The sequence below is a fragment of the Pedobacter sp. A2324 genome, assembly GCF_059693705.1.
In genome coordinates this window covers 87,975-107,588 of the sequence record NZ_JCASSK010000008.1, presented here as the reverse complement: position 1 = coordinate 107,588, position 19,614 = coordinate 87,975, and the positions used below count along the sequence as shown (strand labels likewise).

General features: G+C 40.5%; 17 protein-coding genes. 11 read left to right on the top strand and 6 right to left on the bottom strand.

Annotated features, from left to right (window positions below):
• Nucleotides 1–19 precede the first annotated feature (19 nt).
• The 7 genes from AC570I_RS21020 (at nt 20) to AC570I_RS20990 (ending at nt 6,571) form a co-directional block, all read left to right on the top strand.
• A complete protein-coding gene (locus AC570I_RS21020) occupies nt 20–538 on the top strand; it encodes a DinB family protein (RefSeq protein WP_047800865.1) in 519 nt (172 codons plus the stop codon).
• Nucleotides 539–579: 41 nt separating this feature from the next.
• Nucleotides 580–1,266, top strand: a complete 687-nt coding sequence (locus tag AC570I_RS21015; RefSeq protein ID WP_497407077.1) for a hypothetical protein — start codon at nt 580–582, stop codon at nt 1,264–1,266.
• Between the two features lie 30 nt (nt 1,267–1,296).
• Nucleotides 1,297–2,616, top strand: coding sequence for a flippase (locus AC570I_RS21010; RefSeq protein ID WP_497407076.1), 1,320 nt, complete (start codon nt 1,297–1,299; stop codon nt 2,614–2,616).
• Nucleotides 2,613–3,260: a class I SAM-dependent methyltransferase gene (locus AC570I_RS21005; protein ID WP_047800867.1), complete on the top strand. Its 648-nt coding sequence runs from the start codon at nt 2,613–2,615 to the stop codon at nt 3,258–3,260. Before AC570I_RS21010 ends, AC570I_RS21005 begins: the two co-directional genes overlap by 4 nt.
• Before the next feature lie 10 nt (nt 3,261–3,270).
• Nucleotides 3,271–4,032, top strand: a complete 762-nt coding sequence (locus AC570I_RS21000; RefSeq protein ID WP_497407075.1) for a class I SAM-dependent methyltransferase — start codon at nt 3,271–3,273, stop codon at nt 4,030–4,032.
• Between the two features lie 130 nt (nt 4,033–4,162).
• Nucleotides 4,163–5,077 carry a glycosyltransferase family protein gene (locus AC570I_RS20995; RefSeq protein WP_497407074.1) on the top strand — a complete coding sequence of 305 codons (915 nt, stop codon included), beginning with the start codon at nt 4,163–4,165 and terminating at the stop codon, nt 5,075–5,077.
• A gap of 42 nt (nt 5,078–5,119) precedes the next feature.
• Nucleotides 5,120–6,571, top strand: a complete 1,452-nt coding sequence (locus AC570I_RS20990; protein WP_497407073.1) for an alpha-L-fucosidase — start codon at nt 5,120–5,122, stop codon at nt 6,569–6,571.
• On the opposite strand, the gene AC570I_RS20985 is transcribed toward AC570I_RS20990, so the two are convergent.
• The 3 genes from AC570I_RS20985 to AC570I_RS20975 form a co-directional block, all read right to left on the bottom strand.
• The gene (locus tag AC570I_RS20985) at nt 6,564–8,102 is read right to left on the bottom strand and encodes a rhomboid family intramembrane serine protease (protein WP_497407072.1); all 1,539 of its coding nucleotides are present in this window, start codon (nt 8,100–8,102) and stop codon (nt 6,564–6,566) included. The two genes, AC570I_RS20990 and AC570I_RS20985, sit on opposite strands and share 8 nt — an antisense overlap.
• A gap of 9 nt (nt 8,103–8,111) precedes the next feature.
• A complete protein-coding gene (locus tag AC570I_RS20980; protein ID WP_497407071.1) occupies nt 8,112–8,858 on the bottom strand; it encodes a class I SAM-dependent methyltransferase in 747 nt (248 codons plus the stop codon).
• A gap of 126 nt (nt 8,859–8,984) precedes the next feature.
• Nucleotides 8,985–12,170: a S41 family peptidase gene (locus AC570I_RS20975; RefSeq protein WP_497407070.1), complete on the bottom strand. Its 3,186-nt coding sequence runs from the start codon at nt 12,168–12,170 to the stop codon at nt 8,985–8,987.
• Between the two features lie 85 nt (nt 12,171–12,255).
• On the opposite strand from AC570I_RS20975, the gene AC570I_RS20970 reads away from it, so the two are divergent.
• The 4 genes from AC570I_RS20970 to AC570I_RS20955 all read left to right on the top strand — a co-directional run bounded on the left by AC570I_RS20970 (nt 12,256) and on the right by AC570I_RS20955 (nt 16,097).
• Nucleotides 12,256–13,527, top strand: coding sequence for a glycosyltransferase (locus AC570I_RS20970; protein ID WP_497407069.1), 1,272 nt, complete (start codon nt 12,256–12,258; stop codon nt 13,525–13,527).
• Between the two features lie 100 nt (nt 13,528–13,627).
• Entirely contained in the window at nt 13,628–14,719 is a 1,092-nt protein-coding gene (locus AC570I_RS20965) for a PDDEXK nuclease domain-containing protein (RefSeq protein WP_497407068.1), read from the top strand.
• Nucleotides 14,719–15,465, top strand: coding sequence for a glycosyltransferase family 2 protein (locus tag AC570I_RS20960; RefSeq protein ID WP_497407067.1), 747 nt, complete (start codon nt 14,719–14,721; stop codon nt 15,463–15,465). Before AC570I_RS20965 ends, AC570I_RS20960 begins: the two co-directional genes overlap by 1 nt.
• 71 nt (nt 15,466–15,536) lie before the next feature.
• Nucleotides 15,537–16,097, top strand: coding sequence for a type 1 glutamine amidotransferase domain-containing protein (locus AC570I_RS20955; protein WP_047800873.1), 561 nt, complete (start codon nt 15,537–15,539; stop codon nt 16,095–16,097).
• A 61-nt stretch (nt 16,098–16,158) separates the two neighbouring features.
• On the opposite strand, the gene AC570I_RS20950 is transcribed toward AC570I_RS20955, so the two are convergent.
• From AC570I_RS20950 to AC570I_RS20940, 3 genes are all read right to left on the bottom strand, one after another.
• On the bottom strand, nt 16,159–17,202 hold the full coding sequence (locus AC570I_RS20950) for a hypothetical protein (protein ID WP_047800874.1): 1,044 nt from the start codon (nt 17,200–17,202) through the stop codon (nt 16,159–16,161).
• Nucleotides 17,203–17,337: 135 nt separating this feature from the next.
• Nucleotides 17,338–18,492 carry a serine hydrolase domain-containing protein gene (locus AC570I_RS20945; protein WP_497407066.1) on the bottom strand — a complete coding sequence of 385 codons (1,155 nt, stop codon included), beginning with the start codon at nt 18,490–18,492 and terminating at the stop codon, nt 17,338–17,340.
• A 53-nt stretch (nt 18,493–18,545) separates the two neighbouring features.
• Nucleotides 18,546–19,445 (bottom strand): lysophospholipid acyltransferase family protein, encoded by a 900-nt coding sequence (locus tag AC570I_RS20940; protein ID WP_497407065.1) that lies wholly within the window; start codon nt 19,443–19,445, stop codon nt 18,546–18,548.
• Nucleotides 19,446–19,614 lie beyond the last annotated feature (169 nt).

Here is a 19,614-nt window from a genome sequence, read left to right as displayed (position 1 = left end):
AATACGCTATATTTATTAAATGACAGCTGCAAAAATCCGGGCATCTTTACATCACATCGTTAAAGCGTATAAAGCAAAGCTATCCTCTTATCCTGAGGATATTTTCCAACTTACCCCGCCGATAGATGGATGGAGTTATAGTGAAGTATATTCTCATATTTTCGATTCCAGTTTGCTATCGCTAATTGCCCTCGAAAATTGCATCAAAGGGAAAGGCGAAGATAAGCCCACACATTTTGCGGTAAAAGTGATTTTGTTTTTTGGAGCTTTTCCACCTGCTCAAAAATATAAAGTGCCTAAACGGTTGATTGACCGTGTCAAAAAAATATCAAAAACTGAAGCACTGGATTTTATCTTAGAATTTGAAAAGGCACTTGAGCATGCCTATCCAAATGTAAGTAAAGCAAACAAGCATATTAAAACGCCACATCCACGCCTGGGTTATTTAAATGCTAAGCAATGGTTTCGGTTTATCGAGATCCATCTGAAACATCATCTCAAGCAGCTGAACCGTATTGAGCAAAGTTTTAAAGGTTAAAATTATTTCGCCATATTTGATTAAATCTAAAACCTACGCTTATGAAGCAGTTTACCTACCTCCTGGCATTAGTGCTGTTTTGCAGCTGCAAGGGTGAGAAAAAAGAAACTTCACAAAGTTTAATTGCCACACCCGGCGGATTGCAAGGCCTGCAACAAGTTGCTAATCCAACGCCCCAAACTGCTACAACTAAAAGTAACCTGATTTTTAATCCCCCTCATGGCCAGCCCGGACATACCTGCGCTTTAGCTGTTGGTGCTCCGCTGAACCAAAGTGCACCTGCGCAGGCACAAGTAACTCCAAACGCTACACCGCCACCTCCTGTTGTACCAGCGACAGTGGATGCAAAAGGGAAAAAACTAAATCCCAAGCATGGCGAACCCGGCCACAGGTGTGACATTGCCGTAGGTGCACCTTTAGATTCAAGACCTGTGCAGGTTGCCCAGGCCACAACGCCACAACCGGTAGTCACTCAGGTGTCGACTGTGAAAGTGGCAAAAGGCATGAACCCACCGCACGGACAACCCAACCACCGTTGCGATATTGCCGTGGGCGCGCCACTGAACTCGAAGCCCGTTGCAGTTAAAACGACTGCTGTTTCGCAACCCCCTGCACAGCCTGCGGCAGATGCAGGATCTCTTGAGGCTAAAAACGGAGTAAAGTTGAATCCCAAACATGGAGAGCCAGGTCATCGCTGCGATATTGCGGTGGGCGCACCACTTACCTAATTACCGCACATTTTTTACATCTTTGCGTTAATGAAATTACCCGGTATAAAAGGTTTTGATGAGGAGGCATTTAATAAGTATTTAAAGAATACAGGATGGCTAATGTTTGGCAAGGTGTTAAGCTTATTAGTGGGCTTACTTATCGCCAGATACCTTGGACCAGGCCTATTTGGAGATCTTAGTTTTGGCTTGTCCCTTGTTGCGATACTGGCCGCCGTTGGCGCGTTGGGCCTCGACACCTTTATCATCAGGGAAATTATAAAAGAACCAAAAAAGCGAGATGAGATACTCGGTACTTCCCTTTGGCTTAGATTATTGACGAATGCCGCAGCCATTCCCGTGGCCATGGGCATATACTATATTAGTCACGAGACATCGAAAAATCCGGGCGAACCGTTGACGATAATGGTTGGCTTGTTAGCCCTCGCCTCTTTTTTTAAGTCCTTCAACGTAATTGATGCCTACTTTCAATCGCAGGTACAGTCCAAGTATGTTGTTCAGGTTCAAAATATATGCCTGATCATTTCGGCAGCGCTTAAGCTAATTCTGATCTATTTAGGCCTTCCGTTGATATATATTGTAATGGCATTAGTCTTCGACGGTCTGACCCTTGCTATCGGCCTGATCATTGTCTATCAAAAACAGGGGTTTAGCATCTTTCAATGGCGTTATGATGGGGCAAGAGCAAAATCGTTATTAAAGCAGTCCTCTCCCCTCATCCTTTCAGCGGTAATGGTTTCCATTTACATGAAAATAGATGTGGTAATGCTAAAAGAAGTTGGAAGTAAAGCCGTGGGGATTTACAGTGCTGCAGCTAATTTAAGCGAGGCATGGTATTTTATTCCGGTTGCCATTGTTACCTCGGTATTCCCTGCGCTAATAAATGCCAGAAAAACTGACATAGCGCGATATCGCAAGAGATTGGGAAACTTGTATGATTTACTGGTATATATTTGCTTACCAGTTGGGATTTTCATCAGCTTTACTGCCGATTTTATTATTCACCTACTATATTCTAATCAGTTTGAAGGGGCGGGCGCAATGCTATCGATTCATATCTGGTCAGGGATATTTGTCTTTTTGGGAAGTGCGAGCTCTCAATACCTCATCGCCGAAGGATACACCAGGATTTCATTCTACAGGACAGCTTGCGGGGCGCTGGTCAATATATTATTAAACCTGTGGTTAATTCCAAAGTATGCAGGTGTTGGTGCGTCAATTGCAACATTAATAGCATGCTTTGTTTCAACATTTTATCTTTTATTAATCCCGAAAACGCGCCAACAGGGAATAATGATGCTAAAATCATTATTTTTGGTCACAGCATTTCAAAAAATATTCAAACGTTGAGTACCTTAAAAGCATTAACTACATTAATCGGGAAGCCAGGTAGACTAAAAGCGCTACTATCATACGGGCACAAAGGCTACCTAAACAGCATCGGCTGGTTTACCGCCTTCGATCAGAAACAGGCAGTGGACGGGCAGGGTAAAGCCTTACCCTGGGTTACCTACTCCTTTATTGATTTCATCAGGGACCGCATTAATCGGTCACATCATATCTTTGAATATGGTTCTGGAAACTCTACCATCTTCTATGCACAAAAGGCGGCTTCGGTTACTTCTGTTGAACACGACAGAAATTGGTACAATAAAGTAAAAGGCACCAGCCCTGCTAATGCCGAGATGATATTTTGTGAGCTACAACGCGACGGCGAATACGCCAGGAAAGCAACATTACTGAATAAAAAGTTCGATATCATCATTGTTGATGGTCGCGACAGGGTACGTTGCTGCCGGTATAGCTTAGCCGCTTTATCTGAAAATGGAGTAGTCATTTTAGATGATAGCGAACGTGATGTTTATGAACCGGCGAGGGTATTATTAAAGGAACAGGGTTTTAAGGAAATCAGCTTTAGCGGCATCTCCCCTGGCCTATTTTATGAAAAGGCTACATCGGTTTTTTACAAAGCCAATAACTGTTTAGACATCTAACTTCATCAATATGTTAAGCGAAGAGGTAAAAACTGCTTATGATAATTTCTACACCAATAGCGATGTGGAATGGCGGATGCTGGGCGCTAAATATAAAGCGAAAAATATTGTAGATGTTTGCGCAGCCATCAAGCCAAAAACGGTACTGGAGGTGGGCGCAGGTGATGGAAGTATTCTTCATTTTTTAAACGACTGGAATTTTGCGCCGGAGCTTTATGCCCTTGAAATTGCTGAAAGTGGGGTTGACCTGATTAAAAAACGAAATTTATCGCTGCTAAAAGAAGTACAAAGCTTTGATGGCTATAAAATCCCATACGCTGATGATAGCTTTGATTTGATCATTCTGGCTCACGTACTGGAACATGTAGAGCATGAACGCATACTGATTCGTGAGCTAAAAAGGGTAGCCAAATACATTGTGGTAGAAGTACCTAAAGATTATCGTTATGGCGTTGACAACCGGATGAAGCACTTTCTGGATTATGGCCATATCAATATGTACACACCTACTTCACTACGTTTTCTTTTGCAAAGCGAGGGCCTGGAAATTATGGAAGATAAGGTTTCCATGACGGCGACTGAAACTGTTAAGTTTAATGAGTTTGTAAACAAGAGAGCGCCGAAGTCTTTTATCAGCAACCTGAAAATCGAATTGGAATACAACATCAAAAAAACACTGGGAGGATTGCTTGGGCGGAAGAAGCAGGAGCAGTTTGCAAATGCCTATACAGTGCTGACAAAAAAATCTGATCAGAATTTACATATATTTTAGCCGTTAAATAAGATTAACTCACTAACTCTGCATAGATTATTAGCTTGGTTCGCAATTTCGCCTTGAGTTTAATGGTTTATTGAGCGTGACTTAAGCTATTTAATTCAATAACTCAACCGGTAACATATACATGCAGAACCTTGCCCCCATAGCCCTTTTTGTTTACAACCGTCCGCAGCACACAGAGCGGACGCTTCAATTTTTACAGCTGAATGAACTGGCTGGAAAAAGCAGACTATATATTTTTTCTGATGGGGCCAAAACCAAAGCAGATGAAGAAAAAGTAGCGGAAGTAAGAGCCATTATTAATAAGGTACACGGATTTAAATCCGTTAAGATAATTGCACGCAAAGAAAACGCTGGGTTAGCCAATTCAGTAATCGCTGGCGTGAGTGAGCTGATTTCTGATTACGGGCAGGTTATTGTGTTTGAAGACGACCTGGTAAGCTCGCCACACACTTTGGCTTATTTTAACGATGCATTGAACCGCTATCGTGAGGAAGAAAAAGTAATGCACATTGGGGCCTACATGTACCCCTTAACAGCAGTAGACTTACCCGAGGCATTTTTCTACCGCGCGGCCACGAGCTGGGGCTGGGCTACGTGGGAAAGGGCATGGAAGAACTTTGAACCCGATATTGATATCCTGATCAAACAGTTTGATAAAAAGAAAAGGGCAGCCTTTTCTATTGATCATAAAATGAACTTCTGGAAACAGATGCAGGAGTTTAAGAAAGGTAAGAATAACAGCTGGGCCATTCGCTGGTATGCGTCAATTTTTCTTAAAGGAGGTCTCACATTAAATCCTGCTCAATCACTGGTGAACAATATCGGTCACGATGGCACAGGTGTCCATTCGGGGATTAACGACATTTACAATGTCATCATTAACCCAAAGCCTATTACCGAATTTCCAGACAGCATCGAAGAAAACAAGCAGGCTTTTAAAGCGATAAAAAGTTTCCTCACCCATCGTAAAGGGAATATGATGATCAGAATTAAGCGCTTTGCCAGAGAAAAACTTGCACAATATTTTTCAAAGTAAATTGATTATTCTTTGTAATTTGGCTTTACTAAGCAACAAATTATGAAGTCCTTTTTTATCTTACTGCTATTTCTTTCGTGTAATGTCTTAGCACAAAACGCCCCAGAACCGTATGGCGCAGTACCCTCAAAACGACAGCTGGCATGGCATGACATTGAGGTTTATGGTTTAATTCATTTCACTCCAACTACTTTCGAGAACAAAGAATGGGGCTTTGGCGACGCAGATCCTAAGACATTTAACCCAAGCGATTTCAATGCCACACAGATTATTCAGGCAGCAAAAGCAGGTGGTTTGAAGGGCATTATACTGGTAGCCAAACACCATGATGGCTTTGCACTATGGCCGACCAAAACCACTGAATATAATATTAGCAAAAGTCCTTTCAGAAACGGGAAAGGAAACCTGGTGAAAGAGGTGGAATCGGCTGCACGCAAAAATGGTTTAAAATTTGGCGTTTACTGCTCGCCATGGGACAGGAATAATGCCTTGTACGGAACCGATAAGTATCTCGCCATATACCAGGCCCAACTTACAGAACTATATTCCGATTATGGACCGTTATTTATGAGCTGGCATGATGGCGCAAACGGCGGCGACGGCTACTATGGTGGTGCTAGGGAAAAAAGATCAATAGATAATACCACATATTACGACTGGAATAATACCTGGGGCATTACCAGAAAATTGCAACCTACAGCAAACATATTTAGTGATATTGGCCTGGACATTCGCTGGGTGGGTAATGAAGATGGCCATGCGGCAGAAACCAGCTGGGCTACTTTTACACCAATGGCACCTGATGGAAAAAATGTTGCAGTACCTGGGCAGGCTAACTACCCGCAGAGCCCTGCCGGTATCAGGAACGGAAAGTTCTGGATGCCAGCAGAGTGTGATGTTCCTTTGCGTAAAGGCTGGTTTTACCATCCGACGGAAAAACCCAAAACTCCGGAGGTTTTATTTGACCTGTATTTGAAAAGTGTAGGCCGTGGAGCAGGACTGGACCTGGGTTTAGCACCCGATACCAGAGGACAGTTGCATGATGATGACGTAAAGGCTTTAACCGAATTTGGCAATATAGTGAAACACACCTTTGCAAATAATCTTGCCAAAGGCGCTCAGATTACCGCCAGCAATGTTCGTAGTAAAACTTTCGCCGCCAAAAATGTATTGGATGGAAAGAAGGAAAGTTATTGGGCAACACAAGACAATACCCATAAAGCCAATATTGAAATCGACCTGAAAACTGAAAAAACTTTCGACATTATAAGCCTTCAGGAATACATTCCTTTAGGGCAAAGAATCGAGGCATACACTATCGAGGTTCTGCAGGATAAGCATTGGAATAAAGTTTTTGATGGCAGAAGCATCGGCGCCAAAAGGTTGATTCAACTTGACCAGCCGGTTACGACCAATCAAGTGAGAATCAATATTACCAAATCTCCGGTTTGTATTACCCTTAGTGAAATAGGTTTTTATAAAAAAGCTATTTAGTCTCCTCGCGATCGTAAAGGATCCTGAAAACACTACCCAGTGCTTTCGACGTTTCTTTGCTATAGCGATAGGTACTATCTCCTTTTATATCCCTATACATCAGCATAACTGCTCGGTAAGATATCTTGCCGAGCCTTACTTTTTTATCACGCTGTTTTGAATCCTCACTCTTCAGCACTAAAGCATCCATCTGTTTAATGATCTGGAGATTTCGCTCCATAGGGATAATACCATCTTCTTTAATTGATTTTAACTTTGAATCCTTCGGCAAATCAATTTTTAAGCGGGTGATTGCATTAAGGTAATCCATATTGCTGTTGAATTTCTCATTTAATGCTTTAAAGTCTTCTGTCTGGTATCTGGGAATAAATGTTAATACTGCGCTGAAAAACAATGCGAAAACAACAAAATTTACAGCGTACCTTGCCCAGTCTTTCAACGCGTCTTCATGCGTCGGTTTAAAGCTAAACAGGCAACAAAATGCAAAACCAGAGATAAACCCACCAATGTGCGCTGCATTATCAACCCGCTTTCCAAATGCGCCATTAATCAACACAAATACGGAAACGATTACCGTACTGATCAATAATGCCTGTGTAGCCTTTTTTTCGAATGTTTTATTGATGAGTAGGGCAAGGAATGCACCAAATAATCCCATAATCGGACCAGACGCACCCAGAATAAATTGGTCTGGATGAAACCACAAACTCATCAGTCCGCCACAAACACCACTTAACAGGTAAATAAAAATAAATTTTTTCCAGCCCAGTTTATTTTCAATCATCAGGCCCAGATAAATAAGGGCGTACATGTTAAATAAGAGATGTGATATTGACCCGTGACTGAACTGATAGCTGATCAGGCGCCAAAGCTGCCCATTGAATATGGTATTGCGGTAATCCAGACTGAGTATGTTTTTAAAAGCTTTTGCCTTTAAACTAAGCGTGTAACTATCGGTGATTCTGCCCTGAGTAATCAGGAGATACCGGAAATATATCACGTATAGGACAGAAATGGCAAAAAAACAGATGATATTCACCAGCACCAGAATTGGCGTTACCGTATAGCCTTTCTGTGGGAAAAATAGGTATAATACGTTCTTGATTTTATTCTTGGTTGCCAGTGGGGCTTTCTCAAAGTAGTGATCGTCTTGCTTATTGATCAGCGAATGGAATTTGGCTAAGCGATCATCCCACACATCTTTCAGGTGAAATTCAACATACTCGAATTCATGAAAGAACTTCTCCAGGTTCTGGTCGTTCTTACCATAATCGTTAAACAGCATCTGAATACCCACGCATTCGCTTTTGATTACCGCGAAATTATTATGAATCCGGATGGAAATTTCTTCGCTGTAGGACTGAAAAGAGATACTGGTATAAGCGATGAGTCCGGTTTGGGAAATGTGACTAAGCTTCCATCCCAAATTTTCAATCGCTTGTTGTGCAACGATTAAGTACTTATCCGCAGCAAAATCGCCAAGCGGAATAAACTTTTCAATTTTTGGCGAGTATCCCCAACTGATTGCCATAGAGCGTAATTATTTTTTCGCTACTAAGATAATATATGGCGATAAATTTTTGCTCTCAAAAGGAATAATTTTAGTAAAAACTTTACCAGCTAACCAGATTGTTTTTTTCAATAAACGAACGCCTGCAGACTTTTGATCTTCATTCTCCAGCCAAACGCTGAAGCGTCCGAAGTAACCAGATGTTACTTCTTTTAAACCCGCTTTTTCACAAATAGATTTCAATAGCTCCGGGTCCATACTATCAATATTGTGCTTATTGTAGTTGTCCTTATCAAACTGCTTCTGGAACCATCCGTTAACCGCTTTAAAGTTAGGCAGGGTAATAAATAATGTTCCACCTGGTTTCACAAAAGAAATATGTCTGTGGATGATATCTGCGGTGTCATTGAAATGCTCAATCAAACCGCAGCTGAGTACCAGATCATATTGTTCAGCGGGATGATAATTAAATAGATCTGTTTCGATAACGTGTATATCATCAGGTTTCAAATCATTTTTCTTCAAAAGTGCCTGAACTACTGGCGGATGGACGAAATAATCTAAAAGTGTTACGTCAAGTTTTAGATATTTCTTTAAAAACACAGCATAATAACCGGGGAAACCGCCGAGTTCAATCGCGGTTTGAACATTTCCTTTATCTACAATTTCAGCCAGCTGGCGATGAAACAAATAATTTGCAGGTAACTGAACCGCTAGCCCTTTTTTACTTTCCCAATAACTTACCCAAAAAGCCCTGTCGGTTAATAAATTTGCCATGTTTTAAATTGAATACAGGTTCAAAGAAACGGAAAATTTGTTTAACTGTATAAAATGATGAACGGGTTAATTGTGATAGCATCATTGCTTTCACCATTAACCCGTTTAAACAGTTCAAAATTGATCTTATTTCAGGTCTTTCAGAATTTCCGCCACGGCTTTTTCCAATTGGGGATCTTTATCTGCGAGGCGATCTTCGAAGGTGTTTTTAACGAAAAGATCTGGTTTTACGCCTTCACTCTCCAGGTTTTTCCCATCCATGGTATAGCAACCCCAGGAGGGTAAGCGGTACGACGACCCGTCTACAAGTCCTTTAGCTGACGTGAAAATAATCCAGCGATAGGTTTCCGTACCTATAATTTTACCCAGCTTCAATTGCTTAAAACCTGCCGCCGTCATTTCTGCATCACTGAGAGATTGTTCATTGATCAACAGCACGATAGGTTTTGCCGCAGGACCGAAGTTACTTTGAGGCGCAAGCTTGCCGCCACGATATTTCCATTGCAGGTACGGACGTTGTGAGAGAAACTTCAGCACATCATCATGTACATTGCCACCCGTGTTATAACGCAGATCGAGAATGATCGCATCCTTGTTTTCTTCCTGCGCAACCATATCCAGCAAGAAAGATTCCAGCTCGCCCCCACTCATGTTTTTCATGTACGAATAAGCAATCCGGTTATTACCCCATTTATCTACATTTTTGCGGTTATTGTTAATCCATTCGTCGTAAAGGTTTCCGCGAAGGGTGCCTGCGCTTTCGGGATGTACATTCACATATACCTCTTTACCATTTCGGTTGAAGGTTAAGCTCATCTCTTTATCCAATGATGGCTTGCTGAAATAATAATCACGGTCTATTTTTTCATCTACCTTAATCCCGTTCACCTGAGTTAAGATATCACCGGCTAAAATATTTGTACCTGCGTGCGCAGCATTACTTTTAGCAGCGATTCGTTCAATTTTCAGTGGGTTCTCATTATCGAACACAATCCCGGTTTCATTGGTTACATAGTTCAAATTTTTGCGTTCTTCTGCGCCGGTGCTATTGAAACCCATGTGTGATGAATTTAGCTCCCCTAACATATCATTTAGCAGAATCCTCAAATCACTGCGGTTGTTTACATAAGGGAGATATGCGGCATAGCGGGTTCTCATTTTATCCCAGTCAACACCGTGAAACTTCTCGTCATAAAAATTTTCATCCAGCCCTACCCAGGTTTCATAGAACATCTGATTAAACTCAGCATTGAGGTTTCGGGTAAATTTATATCCGTGATCGATCTTATCCAGTTTGTTGGCCTCCAGGTTGTATTTATTGACAACACCACGGGAGAGCACAAAGAACTTATCTCCAGCCTGAACAATGTTATAGTCACCTCCATCTGCAACTTTTTCGGTTTTATTGGCTTCAAAAGGCTCAATTGTTGTCCGATACAAACCTGGTGCCCCTCCCTCGTGATTCGAGGTATAAAAAACGTAAGTCTTATCCCCTTTTGCGAAAGCATCTGTTCCGTACTGTCCGCCAAAAGAAGGTCCCACAAGTTCAATACGATCTAAAATATCCTGAGTATTGATGGCAATTATATTTGCTGGTTTTGGAGTGGGCTTTACCTCAGCTTTCTTTTTACTGGTATCGGCTTTTCCCTTTTTACTTTTATCATCAACTGCAGGCTTTACCTCTGCAGGCTTGGTTTCTTTAAACAAATCATCAAACTTATCTGAACGGTATGGCTCATCATAGTTATTCAGTGCCATCCGGTAGATATGCGCATTTGACATCCCGGTAGGATATGATGGTTTTGTACGGGCACTGGTAAAAAATATATATTTTCCATCGGGCGACCAGGAAGGTGCCGTTTCTGTAACCCCTGTATTTGTTAGATTGATGGTTTTATTTTGTTTGATGTTGTGTACTACAATATCCTGTTCAAAATTTCTGTATACTGTGAACAGCAGGTATTCATCATTCGGAGAGAAACCGGGCGCTGAATTCTGAAATGCCCAGAATTCATCTGTGACCACCGTTTTACTGTCAAATGTTTTAAGATCCATTAATTTCAGCTCATTTCTACCGCTCAGGTAAACGGCCATGGTTTTACTCTTATTCAGGCTGATATCCCGGTTATTGGCCTTCTCTTTAGTCAGTTGTTTAACCGTCCCTTTACCATCACCCGCAATGGTGAACCAATTTTGATAGCCGTCTGCCGTTTGGCTGAAGAGGATTGTTTTATTATCAGCCAGCCATTTACACTCCATGGCTCGCTCGCCACTATTGGTAATTTTACGGATAAATTTTCCGTCTGCATCACTTACAAATACTTCTCCGCGGGAGACAAATACGATTTTTTTACCATCTGTGGATGCATCAAAAGCGGAGATACTTGCCCGTACATCATATTCCTGTTCTTTACTTAATACCTGATTTCTTGATGTACTGATGCTCACCTTCTCTGTTTTTTTAGTGTTTACATCATAAGTATATAGCTGATAATCTTTTTCAAAAACCACAACGGTGCCGTTTGCAGCTACGAAAGGTCTTTTAATAGAGGTATCAAACTTAGTTAAACCTGTTTTCTTTCCACCGGTGAAGGTGTAAAGATTATATTCCTCGCTGCCTTCATCGGATACAAAATAGATGTTTCCCTTTTGATCAACGCTTGTCCAGAAGTCTTTCCCAATGTAATCCGTATAACGTTTGTATGTTTTAGTTTTAGGGTTGTATGACTGAATATCTGGATTATAGGCACCCTTATAATGCTTCCGGTTCGGAAAGCGGTAACTTTCCCAGGTATCGTTAAAAAACAATTCGCCGGTTGGCGATTCAGCAATATGGTGCGTGGTATTAAAGTAGTTGTCGAACAAACGAATTGCGCTACCTCCATTTACATTTACCTTATAACTTGAAAAAGAGTTATACCTGCCTGAAGTAAAGTAGATGGTTTTGGAATCCCAGCTCCAGTTATCCACTTCATCAGAAGCATCATTAAAGGTTAGCTGCCTGATATCACCTCCATTGATGGGCATTACGTATACATCATTATTACCAAACTGATTGGAGGAAAATGCCAGCCATTTCCCATCAGGAGAAACTTTTGGATTGACTTCTTCGCCCTGTAGTGCGGTAATCCGGGAAGCCACCCCACCTTTAACCGGAACTTTCCATATATCGCCATCATAACTGAATACTATAGTCTGCGCATCGGGCGTTAATGCTGGATAGGAAGCAAAATAAGTTTGATTTTGAGCAAATGAATAACATGGCAGCAAAAACGCTATTGCTGTGAGCGATTTTAACAGGGTTTTGATCATGATTTTGGTTTGTTGGCTTAAAATTAGGTTGAAATTACGCAACAGATTTTATATTCGTGAACAATAAAATGTATTTTTGGTCGATTTGAAAGTAGTACACTTAAATACCTATGATGGAAATGGCGGAGCTGGCAGAGCCTGCCTTCGCCTGAGCGACGCATTGAATGCAAATGGTATAGAGTCGAAAGTACTGGTATATTATAAATTTGGAAACAACCCAAAGATTGATACATTCAGCAAGTCTCCTTTTCAGAGAGCGAAGGCAGTTTTCAATATCCTCTCGGAAAGATATTATGCCAAATGGCTGAGCAAATCCGTTAAGACTCCTTTTAGTTTGCAGTGGTTCGGGCGATCGATCAAAAATCATCCTGAAGTGAAAAATGCTGATGTTATTCATTTGCATTGGGTAAATCATGGGTTTTTAACTCCAAAGTTTTTAGCTGAGCTTGACGAATTGGAGAAACCTATTGTGTGGACTTTCCACGACAGCAATGCATTTACAGGCGGTTGCCATGTGCGTTATGGCTGTGAAAATTTCCATCAGCAATGTGGCAATTGTCCGATTCTGAAAATGAGTGGTAATGATGATATTTCACACAAGACCTGGCAACGTAAACAAAAGGCTTATAGTGAACTTAATTTTCATATTGTGGCACCGAGTAAGTGGATGGCAATGTCGATCAAGTTTAGCAGTTTATTAGGTACGCGAAACACTTCGGTGATCCCCAATACAATAGAAACCAATATTTTCAAACCTTATATTAAAGCTGAAGCGAAGAAAATATTAAAAATCAATCCGGATAAATTTGTGCTGATGAGTGGATTTATGCCGTCAAAAAATGATAAGCATAAGGGAACGCCTTATTTGATTGAAGCATTGGAAATCTTATCCAAAAGATCGGGAATTAACAAAGCAAATATTGAACTGGTTATTTTTGGCAATAAAGAAAATGCGGAAATGCCTGAATTCCCTTTTAAAACGACATTTCTAGGTACGATAAGTAAAGATGATCATTTAGCAAAATGTTATTCGGCTGCGGATGCTTTTATTACACCGTCGCTCGAAGACAATTTACCCAATACGGTGATGGAAAGTCTGGCTTGTGCCACTCCGGTAATTGCTTTTACTACAGGTGGAATTCCCGATATGGTAAAGCACATGCAGAATGGTTACCTGGCAGAATATGAAAATGCCCGGGATTTGGCAAATGGAATTGAATGGCTTTACCACCGCCCGAATAAGGAAGAGATACAAAAAGCAGCAAGACTAAGTATTCTGGCAGATTTTTCGGAAGAGGTTATTGCTGCTGAACACATTCACCTGTACGAAACCCTGATTGATTTGCAACCAAAATAGTTTTGACTTGAAGATTAATTTAATCTTTACATTCCAATTTATTTGATGGTATACAAACCGACAAATCTTTGCTAAATTTATAGCGTTTCAAACTGACCAAATGGAAAGCATAACCAATTATCCTGAAAATATCAAAGCCTTAAAATCGGCAATTTTATTAAGCAGATATAAGGCTGCCAGACTGGTTAATAAAGAACTTCTATTACTATATTTTGCTGTTGGTAAATTCATCTCTGAAAAAATCAAACAAGAACGATGGGGTGCCAAAATCATCGATAAACTATCAAATGATCTGCAGGCAGAGCTTCCTGGCTTAAGAGGTTTTTCGTCAACCAATATAAAAAAAATGAGGGCCTTTTTTGAATACTGGGACCAGTATGTTCCAATTAGTCCGTCAGTGACGGTCAAATTAGAAAGTGATGATAATCAACTATTTGAATTTAGCCCGTCAGTGACGGACCAATTACAAAAAACTTTTTTCAATGTAAGCTTCACGCACCATATAGAGCTGTTGCAGAATAAGAATTCAATAGAAGAAACCATCTATTACATCCAAAAAATTGCTACGGGATTCTGGTCAGTTAGCACCTTAAAATATCATCTTAAAAATAAGTCGTTCAGCAATTCGGGGAGCTTGCCTAACAACTTTCTTCAAACCATTCCAAATAATGAAATCAGAAATAAAGCGCTACAATCTTTTAAAGATGAATACCTGTTAGACTTTATCAATATCGAGGATCAGTGCGAACCGGATGAAAGTGCTCTGGAAAGTGGGATTGTTCATAACATCAAAAAATTCCTGATGTCGCTGGGAACCGATTTTACATTCATTAGCAACCAATACCGATTGATAATTGAAGATGAAGAATATTTTTTAGACCTGTTTTTTTTCAACCGCCGCCTGCAATGCTTAGTTGTATCTGAATTAAAAACAGGAAAGTTTAAACCAGAGTATTTAGGAAAAATGAACTTTTATTTATCAGCATTGGATGAATATGTGAGACAACCTCATGAACAGCCATCTATTGGAATTATACTTTGTAAAGAGAAAAAAAACAAGATCGTAGAATTTTCATTCAGAGATTTCAATAAGGCAATGGGAGTTTCTACCTATAAAACAAGTAATACACTTCCAAAGGCATTTAAAGGCTTGATACCTGATGCCGAAACCTTTAAAAAACTAATGGACTAATGCCTAAACTGACCATCATCACCATCGTATATAATAACGTCCGGGACATTGAACGAACGATAAAATCAATCACCAATCAAACCTGCAAAAGCATCGAATACATTGTAATCGATGGGGCATCAACTGATGGTACGCTGGAAGTGGTTAATAAGTATCAAACCCAAGTCTCTAAAATTGTTTCAGAGCCTGACAAAGGGATTTATGATGCGATGAATAAGGGGCTGGCATTGGCTACAGGAGATTACGTTTTGTTTATGAATTCGGGCGATGAGATTTACGATGAACATACGGTAGAGGATGTTTTTGATTCGGCTCCTGGTGCAGATATCTATTATGGAGAAACCGAAATGTATAACGATAAATGGGAAAACCTGGGAAGAAGAAGACACGAGGCACCGGAGCATTTTGATTGGACGAGTTTTAAATATGGGATGAACATCAGCCACCAGGCGATATACATCAGAAGGAGTATTGTTACGCCATATGATTTAAGCTACAAATACAGTTCGGATATCGACTGGATCATAAAGGCGGCGAAAAAAGCATCAAACATTGTTAATGTTCACCGCTATGTAGCCAAATATCTGGTTGGTGGCATGAGCAAGAAAAAACATCGCGAGAGTTTAAAGGAGCGTTTTAACATCTTTACCAAATATTATGGGCTAATCCCTAATATTTTTAACCACATCATCATTGCAGGAAATCTGGTTGTTTATTTCCTTAAACACCGGAGAACGAATGACTAATCTCATTTTCTAAAAACAAAATTTCCTGAATGAATGTCTTTAAATACATACCTATTTAAAACAGAAAGATTATGGGACAATTGAGTAACCGCACAATCGCTGTTCTTTCAGAAAGCGGATTTGAAGAAGTTGAATTAACTGAGCCGGTAAAGAGACTAAAAGAGGAAGGTGCAACCGTACATATCATTTCCTCAAAAAGTGGAAAAATTAAAGCCTGGGATCAGGATCATTGGTCGATAGAAGTGGATGTTGACAAAACCATTGCAGAGGCAGATGCTGACGATTATAACGGATTGCTTTTACCGGGTGGCGTAATTAATCCTGATCAGCTAAGGGTAAATGAAGATGCCATTGCTTTTGTGAAGTCCTTCTTTACAGATGGCAAGCCTGTCGCAGCCATTTGCCATGGTCCGCAAACGCTGATAAATGCGGACGTGGTGCAGGGAAGAAAATTAACTTCAGTAAAAAATATTTCACAGGATTTGATCAATGCAGGGGCTTTGTGGAGTGATGAAGAAGTAGTAGTGGACCAGGGTTTGGTTACCAGCAGAACACCTGAAGATTTACCTGCTTTCAATGATAAAATTGTAGAAGAGTTTGCGGAGGGAATACATGAGGGCCAACACGCTTAATGTTTTGGACGCTCTTTCTAGATTCACTCAAAAACGGCTGGCAAAATTGTCAGCCGTTTGCTTATAACTTCACCTGCCGGATGATGTTTTTAATATTCAGCTCAATGATATCTGTCATGTTGCCGCATTTCAGATAGTTTTTATCTTTAAAATATTCACTCATACTTTGCTTTAACACCGCAATATTTTCTGGCGTGGTTAGCTCTTCCTTATTTGATACATCGCGCAAATCAGTCAACCGGTGCCGCTCACTTCTCACCCGGTGAACAATAGATGAACGCTCTTCCTGCTGATACTGTAAAACTGTTTTCTCTGTCAGCTGCTCCATACTCATTTTTACATACGGAAGATTTTCTTTAAAAAACTGGGGTAAATAAACCTTCAGATTTCCTTCATAAAACTGCTGATCAAAGTCTATAGCACGTATGCGGAATTGAATGTCATCAAAATCAGGTGTAATCTGTACAACAAAATTATATGCCCTCATATCTCCCAGGAGCATAATCAGGCAACGCTCATTAAACTTCACAAATTCTTTAGCAATACGGGTGGGATTAAATTCCGGGGTATACAACTGTCCTTTTGTAAAAACATCTCCAGGAATACCGGCAATATGTTCTTCCACCAGGGTATCTCCATCCACCAGATAATTTACTTGATTAGGAGATAAAATCTCTTCCATTTCCAGTCCGTAAATACGTGAGGCATCTGCCTTCTTGATATAGAAATAATCGTAAACATCATTTAATCTGTTTACGATTCTGATGCGGAAGGGATGAGTATTGCCGAAGGTGCAATATTCAATCTTATCGATGTATTTATGTTCAACAATCCGAAGGTTGCCGGATGCTTTTAAGTTGGCATAGACTTCTTTCAATCCGTTGTGCAGGTTTTCAATCAGGTCCTGTGCGTAAATCGGACCTTCCCATAAAGAATCTTTTCCGGCTTTGTCCATCAACGGGAAAGCCTCATTGAACTGCATGAGATCTTGATAGGATATAGGTAATTTAGCCTCACGCTGATAGGTCCGCAAATACTTCTGCAAAGCTGGCGTAACGGGAAAAATTGGTTTTTTCTTCAGAATTTTTACATCATCGTTTTCCATGTATCAGCAATGTAGTGTTTTAAAAATTCAACGGCAAAGAAAATAAAGCAAGCGCAATGAACCTTGAGATAAATAGTAAACTTTGTGTGCTTTGCGGATATTTCTTTGTGCCCTTTGTGGTTAAATAACGTCAAATCATGGATAATTAAAAGGCAAACCAGCTAAATACCTGCTTATTCTGCGGTAGGGATAATCACCTGCACCATGATCTGCAAACTGCACAATAATGGTATTGGTTATTGGATCTACGTATAGCCTCTGTCCTAGCATTCCTTCCGCAGCGTAATCGCCGGTTGCTCCTTCCTGCGGAATCCACCACATATAGTGATGGGCTGATTTTTGCCAGCCTTTGGCCGAAGCCGGCTTTTCGATACCGATGCTAATCGATTGCGCCACCCATGGCTTTGGCACCACCTGAACATGATTATATTCTCCATGGTGTAGATAGAGCCTGCCAATCTTTGCCAGATCGATTGCTGTAACCTGAAACCGGCTTGCTGTATTTGCCAGTCCGGACGGCTGATCTAATCCAAAGGATGCTGAATACTGGGCACCGATTTTCCTCCAAACCGATTCTTCAAAGAACCGGGCTACAGGTTTTCCGCTTGCCCGCTCCAAAACCCAACCCAATAAAATTGGATCAATGCTTTTATATTTCCATACAGTACCCGGCTGGTTATCGAGCCCAACTTTCATCAGCTCTTTTTTGATATCATGTGTATAATAATATTTTGCCTCATCCGAAAAGAAAGCCTTCATTACTCCGCCTAAAGCATCCTGAAAGGCTAAACCGGACTTCATATCCAAAAGGTTTTTTATCGTAATGTTTTTAAATGAGGCGTTTTTAGCCAGTTCGGGGATATAATCTGTTACCCGATCATTTAAATTTTTAATATCTCCCGCGGCTAAAGCCTGACCAATCATAATCGACACCATGCTTTTCGCGCCGGAAAATATAGTCGTTAAAGTGCTATCGGTGTAACCCGGGCTATACTTCTCATAAAGTATGCTATCATTTCTGATCACCAGGAATACGTTCAGTTTACCTTTTTTGAAATATTTATTAAAGCTAATCATGTGCTGATCTCCATCGCGAACCATGAGTGTATCGATATCATTTCTTATTGTACCTGAACGATAAAAATGAAAAGGGCTGGCACTTTTATGTACAATATCCTGCGGGAAGGCATTATAAGTGGCGGCATCAGGAGTGCGGTACCACAGAACCCTGACCAAATAGGGCTTAATGATAAATAAAGATATGATGCCAAATAAGAAGACTACTATCAAATAAGTTAAAATCTTTTTAAACATGACGCTGGACATAGTCTGCAAATATAAAATTAATTCTCCTGTGCAACCCATGCTCCTGCCGGTGGTTTGTGCTTCCACCTCCGGTGGCTCCACAACCAGTATGCAGGTTCCTGGTGAATTATTTGCTCCAGAAACCTGGTATGCATCTCGGTAATCTCGAATTGTTCAGTTTCATTAGGATTTAAACATAATGGCACGCATTCGACGTCATAATACCCGCGTTTTAAAACCCTAACCTTAAGATAAAAAATAGGCCGATTGGTTTTCTTCGCTATCTTTTCTATACCAAGCTGTATAGCGGCTGGCTGATTTAAAAAGGTGGTCCAATAGTGTGATTCATCTTTTGCCGGTGCCTGATCATTACCGAAACTAAAACTTGTTGGCCCATTTTTGCTTAAAGTAAGTGCCCTCATGGTTTGGCGCATGGGCACCATATGATTTCCAAAACGGCTTCTGATTTTTCTGAACCAGATATCAAATACCGGATTACTCAAAGGTTTGTATATCGGGTAATGACCGCCTGAGAAATTTAGCCCAATCCCTATGGTGCCCCACTCCCAGTTTCCATAGTGTGCTGAGCAAAACAAAACGCTTTGCCCGTTTTCTAAATAATGTTCAGCCAGTTCTGTATTTCTGAAAACAAACCGTTTACGGATTTCCGCTTTAGAAATGGTGGTCATTTTTACCACTTCAAAAATTAAGGAAGCCAGGTATTTATAATAGCGTTTCTCAATTGCCACAATTTCTGAAAGTGGTTTGCCAGGAAAGGAGTTTAGCAGATTTCCTCTGACTACCTTTTTTCGATATCCGAAAATATGATATAGTAATAGATAACTACCATCTGCAAGTATATAGAGAATGGATAGAGGAAGAAGTGACAACGCACTCAAAAAAAATATGCCCAGGAAGGAAATGCCTTTCTTAATCATGCAGGATGAGTTGATGGGCAAAATTAAAAGTGCTGAAAAAAATTTATGCCATGAAAATGTTAGATTTCTGGGTTGACATCCGGTTTGAGTTTTCGCTGACAGAAAATACCACAAGTGATTAATAATTGCCAGAATTCGGTAACAAAAAAAGCCCCGACTTTCATCGGGG